Raw genomic sequence first — 7126 nt, 5'->3', positions numbered from 1 at the left:
CTCGCGAATTTGAGCCGCGAAAACAGGTCGAGCTATTCTGACGGCGAATATGGACCTAGCCAAGCGTCTTAAACTCGCTCCAAATCGGTCACTCGGCGTGTCCGCTTACGGGATTAATCTGACCTACCAATCCCGCGTCCCAGTTTCCAGGAAACCGACCCACCCCGCATCATTCCTGACACACTCATCCCGCGACTGCGCTCCAGCACATTCCGCCATGGCACAATCGTAAAATCCCTCGCTCGCTCAATCACTGCAAACTTCCCGCTGACCCGAGACACCGGCTCCCGATAGATTCCGTCCACATGCCCTCGCGTCGGCGCCGGAGAATATGGCTTCCCGATCTCCTCACTTAGCGTCCGGCCCGCTTGCGCCAGGTCCCGCCTGAGCAGTTCCGATTTCTGTGCCTGTGTCAGCGCCTTCCCGTCATTCGCAGCAATCCCGACCTCGGCCAGGAATAGGTGCCGCTTGATCTGTGCATCCGCCACCTCTCGCCCGAACCCCAGCGGGACGCCGGCCGGCGCGGGCGCTTCATCCAGCCAGGTCACGCCAAGCGCATGTGTCTGCTCTGCAAGCCCCATCTCACTATGCACCAACATCGCTATCGACCTGGATCGCGTCTGGCTTCGCTCGTAGACGCGTACTTTCGCCAGATACTCAGCCGGAATAGTCCAATTTGCATCCGCCGAACGTTCGACTAGTCCCTGCCGTCGGAGCGCCTCCAGCCGCCGCACATGCGCCGCGATAAATTCGGGCGAGGCGCGCGGGTCGTTGGCCTGGTGCAATCCCGCAGAATATGTCCCGCCATTCTTCCGTGCGATCCGGTCAATCGTGACGTCGGACGGTTTTGGCTCAAGCTCCGGCGGCGACAGCGTGACGATTGCCCCGCGCCTGATCTCTGCATGCTGCTCCGCACCACCAAGCTCGGCGTAAACTGCCCGCCCATCCAGCCCGTCAATGATTGCATAAGCCCGGTCATGCGCCTCGCCCGCCAGTCCGAGCTGAAGCACCGCCCCTGTCACACTCCGCCCATCCGGATCAGACCGGTCAAAAATTGCATCCGCATCGAGGCGGCGGCCACGCGTTCCAGCCACCGCCCGGTTCATCGTCTTGACGATGTCGCCACGCTCACCGAGCGACTTCAGTGTCGCTTTGAACTTCGCATCGAGCTGCCATTGGCCCGCTCCCAATTTTTCAGCAAGTCCAAGCCGCTCCAGCGTCCGTAATCGCGCCGCATGCAGTGTGCGGTAACGCGGCGGGCTATCCTTCAATACGAGAAGGTGATTCTCGCCAGCTTGCCGGTCCAGGAAATGATCGATCCGGGTTGGCCGTTCGGCGGTCGCCTCGGCATGGAGTTTCAGCTCCTGTTCGAGAGGCGTTTCAGGTCCCAGCTCAAGCGTCACAAGATCCTCTGCGCGCTCCCGAATACCGTGCGAAATGTATTCCCGCGGGATGACGAGATCCCTCCCATCCTCACGCTTGCCCCGGATGATCAGATGCGCATGCGGCCGACCGGTATCATGATGGATCGCGCCGACCCATTCGAGTCTTGTCTCAAGATCCTTTTCCATCTGCCCCACAAGGTCTCTCACGAAGGGTTTGAGGTCCGCCATTTCAACGCCGTCTTCGGGCGAAACAATGAACCGGAAATGGTGCCGGTCCGGCGACACCGCCTCGACAAATTCCTTCGTGCCGGCATCTTCATGGTCCCGGTCGAACAGCTGTCCGCGATCCTCCTCTGACAGGGCTGTGTCGCGCTTGATGTAAGCCACATGCGCCATGAGCGCTGCCGCGCTCGACACCGACATCCGGATAATGCGCGCCTTGACGATAACACGTCTCCGGCCACCGTGCAGGGTAGGGGATGGACGTCGGGACAATCCGGACAGCCGAGCGCCGCCTGACTCCGAGAGTGCCCTGGTCATTCGCGAAAGATACGACTTCGCGCGCCCCCCTGATCCAGAAGATCGAATCCTGCCAGGACGGGGGGTGAACGGATTGTCGCCCTTGGTATTCATTTGGGCACCGCACGCACCAAATCCGCCTCAAACGGCCAATGGAGCCATGCCGTCCTGCAGCAGTCATTGGGAAATGGTCCGAATCCCGGCTCTGCGAAGTCTGGCGTAGAACCATAAAAAGAGACGTGCAGACAAGGGACTAGACCCTGATTGGCTCCATGAGCTTTTATCTTGCAATCGCCCTCAACCCCCGCCGATACCTTTACACGTCCTTCCAACCCGAAGATGCTATCTCCCAGGAAGACCGCCCGCCCGATCACATCGCCAACAGTCACCGGCCCAAAATACCGGCTGTCGAACGAGTCCGGCGTCTTATTGGACACAAGGAATACCGCGTCCGGGCCAAGCGCCTCGCAGCCTTCACGCCATGCCTGCAAGGGGCGACCCTTGCGATCTTCTGAGAGGACCGTCAGCGGCCCGTGCCTCTCAACGATCACCTGTTCGCCGCGGACGCAGATCGTGTCGCCTGAAACAGCCCAGACTGTCTTGATGACGGGCACGCCCGGTGGGAGATAGAAGCGCTCCGCGGCCAGGCCAGCTGCAGGATCGGGGAGATGCGCCGCGACGAGATCGCCTCGCATGACCTTTGCCATTGGCTCGACCCTGTACCAGCCGACCGGCGCACTTTCACTTGCATTGTAGAGCCATTTCGGCGCTGGTTTCCGAACCAGTCCGACGCCCAGAAGGGCAATGCCCAGGCCTGCCATTCCGAGTACAAAACAGCGCTTCGGGGTCATCACCAAACAGTCCGCTCGAGCAGGTCAGCCACCGGCAACCCGGCCAGCAATTGGGTCGACAGGCGTTGCCAGAATGCGGCCGGGATTTCGCCCGGCGGGCGCACTTTCTCCAGACGCGCAATCGCTTCCAGCGCACGTGCCGCATGGTGTTTTCCGATGGCTGACAAGAGCAAGAAACCGCCTGGTTCGACGCGCGGAATCCGGCTCAAGTTTGCGCCGGCGCCTCCACACTTCACGATACCAACGAACTCACATTGAAAGTCCGGCAAACGGCCCGAGGCCGTTTCAAACCCGAATACATCATCTGGGCCGAACAGGGCGACCTCGCGCCCCTGACCAATGCGTCGGGTAACGCGCGGTGTGCCAAAGAGAAGCCGACTTCTGGCGCCATTTCTCCCAGGACCCAGCCAGAGCCGTGTCAGGTCACGTCTCATTCACTTGCCTCCGGACCGCATCCATCTTTTGGAAAACGCGTTCAGGTCATCGATATGATAGACGACGACCCCGACATGCTTGCGATAGTCAGGGCCTGTGCCAGCGTATCGCCAGTTCTGGATCGTGCGTTCGGATACGCGCAGGTAGTCCGCTGCCTCCCGTGTCGTCAGGAATGGCGTGCCATTGTCGTTTTCCGGGTGCATGTCCTCAGCCTTCCGTGATGCCGGAGCCCGGTCAATGAGGGGCGGCTTCCGGGCAATGAAAGCAAAGGAAGGCTTTAACCGGGAGTCACGGACTTGTGCCCAGGGCAGGTGAGACGGCGTTTAACCATGCGCGCGGCGCATGGTCTTGCTTGCGTTTTTGACGTTGCGCGCCAGCGCAGGAAGCCGCCCCGGAGAGGGCTCCGGAGCGGCTGAAGATTGCGATGTCAGACCCGGATCAGTTCGGGTTCCAGAGGATCACGTGACGCCCTTTCTTGCCTTTAACCGGCGCGAGGTTCGCGTAGATCTTGCGCGGTCCGATCTGCGGATCTGCGAGGGTCAGCGAGACGTATTCGCGGCCTGACGATTTTGCCTTGCGCATCCAGCCGCCGCCGATTTCGGTCGCGGTGTCACCAGCGAAGATGCGGTAGTCCGGTTGGCCGTCTGCGGCCTTCTCGCCATTCTTCTCGATCCGGATTGCGGCGTTGAGGTTCATCATTGCTAGGGCGCCTTCGAAGCCGGTCTTGGTTTCGCTGACATATCCGAGTGCGTTTGCCATGGGTGTCTCCTTTTCATTTCCTTGGCTGTCTTCCGGGGACCCCTTGTCCCCGTCGACGCCGGACCGAAAGGACGGCGCGGGACGGGCCTGAACCGGTACGGGCGCAGCACAGCGGAGCACCGGCCCGGCCTGCGAATTTGTCTCGCGAGGAAGGCGCACCCGCGCCGGGGAAATTCGTGGGACTGGCCGGTTTCGGGCCTGTTTCGCTCCGTCCAGGTCACACGGCAAAAGACGGGAACAAGGGGTCTTCGGAGAAGCGGTGGGACATGGGAACAGGCACCTTTGGCAAGCGCATCCGGACCCAGGCGAACACCTGAAGACAGGCGATTTCCTGAGCGCACTTGGGTAAACGCAGCTCTCAACGCCGACAGTTCGAACGGAAAAGGACCACGAGAAAGCCGCCCGATGCGAGGCACCGGGCAGCTTCCACTCAGCACGACTTCATCGAACTGTGGTCAGGCGGCGTGTGGTTCGGCATGAGGCTCATTGTCAGCGCAAGATGCGTCCTCACTGTCCTCAAACAGACCGGCGATCCGTTCCCACGCATCTGCGGGAGCAGACGCTGCGCCGGGCACAAGCCGGACAGGTGGCACCTGCATCCATCCCGGACGCCAATCCGCCTTCGGCTCGCAACCTTCGCCCGTGATCCTGTTCCCGATCAGCTGCTTCTGCACCTTCGCAGTATCGGTCAGGCACGCTTCAGCGGTGGACGGTGAGGCAATATCAGCGACCATCGCATTGACCGCCCGCTTGTCCCGAACCAGATCGAAGAAGGCAGGCTCGGGTTTCCAGTAAGGACCCATGTCCGTATTGGTGACATGAGCTACCGCTTCGGCCACTGCACCGCCTGCCGCCAGCGTGTCGGCCATGACGAAGGCGAGCACCGATCCGACTTCCTCATCCGACATGGCCAGCAGGGCAGAGAAGACCTCGCAGAGGCGGTATTCATCGCCATTGCGCCGCGTCGTCCCGTTCACACCGAGCGCGGTGAAGAGGCTCACCACGTTCTCCCGCGCCCCCGTCATGCGCGTCTCGGCAACCGATCGATCCACGCTGGCGCGTGTGTCCTCCCGGCGGGTGGTGATTTCGTGGCGGCGCACGTCCCAGAGAGCCGAACCTGTCATCGCATGGGCCACCATGAGACGCAGGGCTATCGCGGGGTGATCGAGCAATGTGGCGCGCGCCGCCCCGTGGCGGTGCAAGCCGATATATTCGGCGAGCGGGCCGGACATTTCAGGGCGAACATTGGCGGTCGGCGCATCGTCTGCCCCGCTTTCCGCCCGGTCCAGTTTCCGCGCCTCCGCCGCAGTGACATAGCCCTCGAAGAAACTGACGGTGCCGTCGTGGCGCAGTTCCACGAAGACCTTGCCGCCGTCTTCCTTGCCGCGTTGCTTGTGATCCCAGCGCTGGAAGTAGGCCCCGCGCTCAAGGCAGGTCACATCGCGCCAATCGTCAGCCAGGTAGACTTCAATCCGCTTCGCCACGGCAATCGATTGCGCCGCCCAGAACGTGTCCGCGTCGGCGAACACGCCTGCCTCACCGAACAGGTCTGCCGTGATCACACCGTCATAGGATTCAAGGTCAAACAGGGCCTTGTCAGTCGTGATGGCCCATCCGCCCGTAATCCACGCACGGCAGGCCCGGCCAATGGGCGCGCGCGCCTCCTCGCTCTCATACAGGCGGAGCCATTCGGCCTGCTGGTCAGGTGTCGCCAGCGTGAGCGCGCGGATCGTGTCGCGGTCCAACTCCTCCTCGGCATAGAGTTTCCGGATCGGGGCCGCGAGCGAGGCCAGCGCAAGAACGCGCCGCACAAGGAGTTCGGTCACACCGAAATAGGCGGCAATATCGGGGGCGCTGCGGCCTTCATCATGAAGCCGCTTGAACGCGGTATACTGCTCCATCTCGGTGGCGGGCAGGCGCGCGACATTCTCAATGAGCGAGGCTTCCACGGCGCTCGCCACATCGGTCTCTGTCATGATGGCGCAGGGTACCAACGGCGTTTCGCCTGTTTCCCTGGCGAGCGCCTGAAGCGCGAAGAATCGTCGCCGCCCGGCAATGACGCCAAAGTGCTTGCCTTCGGGCCTTACGAGCAGCGTCTGCCGGATACCGCTCTCCCGGATCGAGGGCAGGATATCGGAAACGTCCGGCTTCCTGCGGCCATGGCGCATGTTGAGTTTCGAAATCCGTAATTGATCGAGCGGGATATGCCGGAGTGTGGGCTGTGCCATGAGGGTCTCCTATTCTGGCGGGTGAAGAGAGAGGCCCAGCGCCCATGCCGGGAGCCTCCAGTTGATCGGGGTGAAGGGCAGGCCGTCGCGGTCGCGCAGCGCGTGCGGGTCGGTCTCGCCCCAGTCATGATCCCGCAAGCTGATGCGCGGCGCGCGGCCTGCGACCCAAATCTCCACAACGCGGGCGTCCTGAATGACGAGGGTCAAGCCGGGGCGGGGCCCGAGTATGTGCTCGGCGGGGGAAAGAGGCTCACTCATGCCCGTGCAGGTATGAGGAAGGCAGGTCTCCTGGAACGCCATGGCTCAACGGCTCCAGAAAATGTGGACTTCATCAAAGCCCGTCTGGAACACCATGATCTCACCGTTCAGCGCCATGTCGCGGGCAAGCGCGGTCCAGTCGATATAATAGTCGAGAGAGGTGGGAATCTCCGTGCCGCTGTCGCGCGTTACTTCCTCTGCAAAGCCTGCGGCGCTGCGATATTCGCCCGCATAGTCCTCGAAGGCGGCGCGCGCCTGCTCAAGGTCGTCGCCAAATTCGCGATAGAGCCTCGCACCAAGGCTGCCATGCTCGACAATAAAGTCGGCCAGCGCGCACACCGTTTCAAAACTGGCATATTCGGACAGGTGTGCGCCCTCGAACCCTTCATAGTCGTGAATGGCCCATTCTTCTGCGTCCGGTTCCGGTGACGCCGCCAGCATGACGGACACTTGCGCCATCACCTCGTCGGGCCCGCTCACATCAATCCATGCGCCGTGCAGGCGTCCATTATTGTAGGCGGCAAGACAAGCCACGTAGATGCGCGGGCGCGCCTCACAAACCGGCAAGGCAGTTGTGCCAAGGGGGGCAGGGGTTGCGGTCGTGGGCATCATGTATTCCTCCGGTCCCGCCGCTCAAATCCCTCCCGCGGCAGGCGGGGGTGGGCGGACGAGAGGTGCGGGCGCCCGGGCG

Annotated in this window: 8 protein-coding genes; all 8 read right to left on the bottom strand. The window is 62.2% G+C overall.

Going from position 1 to position 7126, the window contains the following annotated elements; translation table 11 throughout:
- Positions 1-113 precede the first annotated feature (113 nt).
- The 8 genes from AADA04_RS12125 to AADA04_RS12090 all read right to left on the bottom strand — a co-directional run bounded on the left by AADA04_RS12125 (position 114) and on the right by AADA04_RS12090 (position 7047).
- On the bottom strand, positions 114-1808 hold the full coding sequence (locus AADA04_RS12125) for a DUF3363 domain-containing protein (protein WP_340693534.1): 1695 nt from the start codon (positions 1806-1808) through the stop codon (positions 114-116).
- Between the two features lie 206 nt (positions 1809-2014).
- A complete protein-coding gene (locus AADA04_RS12120; protein WP_340693533.1) occupies positions 2015-2755 on the bottom strand; it encodes a S26 family signal peptidase in 741 nt (246 codons plus the stop codon).
- Positions 2755-3189 carry a DUF2840 domain-containing protein gene (locus AADA04_RS12115; RefSeq protein ID WP_340693532.1) on the bottom strand — a complete coding sequence of 145 codons (435 nt, stop codon included), beginning with the start codon at positions 3187-3189 and terminating at the stop codon, positions 2755-2757. Before AADA04_RS12115 ends, AADA04_RS12120 begins: the two co-directional genes overlap by 1 nt.
- Positions 3190-3393, bottom strand: coding sequence for a helix-turn-helix domain-containing protein (locus tag AADA04_RS12110; RefSeq protein WP_340693531.1), 204 nt, complete (start codon positions 3391-3393; stop codon positions 3190-3192).
- Positions 3394-3628: 235 nt separating this feature from the next.
- The gene (locus AADA04_RS12105) at positions 3629-3949 is read right to left on the bottom strand and encodes a DUF736 domain-containing protein (protein ID WP_340693530.1); all 321 of its coding nucleotides are present in this window, start codon (positions 3947-3949) and stop codon (positions 3629-3631) included.
- 455 nt (positions 3950-4404) lie between these two features.
- Positions 4405-6177 (bottom strand): ParB N-terminal domain-containing protein, encoded by a 1773-nt coding sequence (locus AADA04_RS12100; protein ID WP_340693529.1) that lies wholly within the window; start codon positions 6175-6177, stop codon positions 4405-4407.
- 9 nt (positions 6178-6186) lie between these two features.
- Positions 6187-6435: a hypothetical protein gene (locus tag AADA04_RS12095; RefSeq protein ID WP_340693528.1), complete on the bottom strand. Its 249-nt coding sequence runs from the start codon at positions 6433-6435 to the stop codon at positions 6187-6189.
- A 45-nt stretch (positions 6436-6480) separates the two neighbouring features.
- Positions 6481-7047 carry an antirestriction protein ArdA gene (locus AADA04_RS12090; RefSeq protein WP_340693527.1) on the bottom strand — a complete coding sequence of 189 codons (567 nt, stop codon included), beginning with the start codon at positions 7045-7047 and terminating at the stop codon, positions 6481-6483.
- Between the last annotated feature and the right edge of the window lie 79 nt (positions 7048-7126).

This window comes from Hyphomonas sp. (assembly GCF_037969335.1).
Lineage (GTDB): Bacteria > Pseudomonadota > Alphaproteobacteria > Caulobacterales > Hyphomonadaceae > Hyphomonas.
Note: the sequence above shows the minus strand (reverse complement) of the source record. Positions and strands in the feature narration are given on the sequence as shown.

Bases quoted from the DNA above. Each gene is read 5' to 3' on its own strand.
- AADA04_RS12090 (WP_340693527.1), bottom strand. From the start codon at position 7,047: ATGATGCCCACGACCGCAACCCCTGCCCCCCTTGGCACAACTGCCTTG.
- AADA04_RS12115 (WP_340693532.1), bottom strand. From the start codon at position 3,189: ATGAGACGTGACCTGACACGGCTCTGGCTGGGTCCTGGGAGAAATGGC.
- AADA04_RS12110 (WP_340693531.1), bottom strand. From the start codon at position 3,393: ATGCACCCGGAAAACGACAATGGCACGCCATTCCTGACGACACGGGAG.
- AADA04_RS12125 (WP_340693534.1), bottom strand. From the start codon at position 1,808: ATGTCGGTGTCGAGCGCGGCAGCGCTCATGGCGCATGTGGCTTACATC.
- AADA04_RS12095 (WP_340693528.1), bottom strand. From the start codon at position 6,435: ATGAGTGAGCCTCTTTCCCCCGCCGAGCACATACTCGGGCCCCGCCCC.
- AADA04_RS12105 (WP_340693530.1), bottom strand. From the start codon at position 3,949: ATGGCAAACGCACTCGGATATGTCAGCGAAACCAAGACCGGCTTCGAA.
- AADA04_RS12100 (WP_340693529.1), bottom strand. From the start codon at position 6,177: ATGGCACAGCCCACACTCCGGCATATCCCGCTCGATCAATTACGGATT.
- AADA04_RS12120 (WP_340693533.1), bottom strand. From the start codon at position 2,755: ATGACCCCGAAGCGCTGTTTTGTACTCGGAATGGCAGGCCTGGGCATT.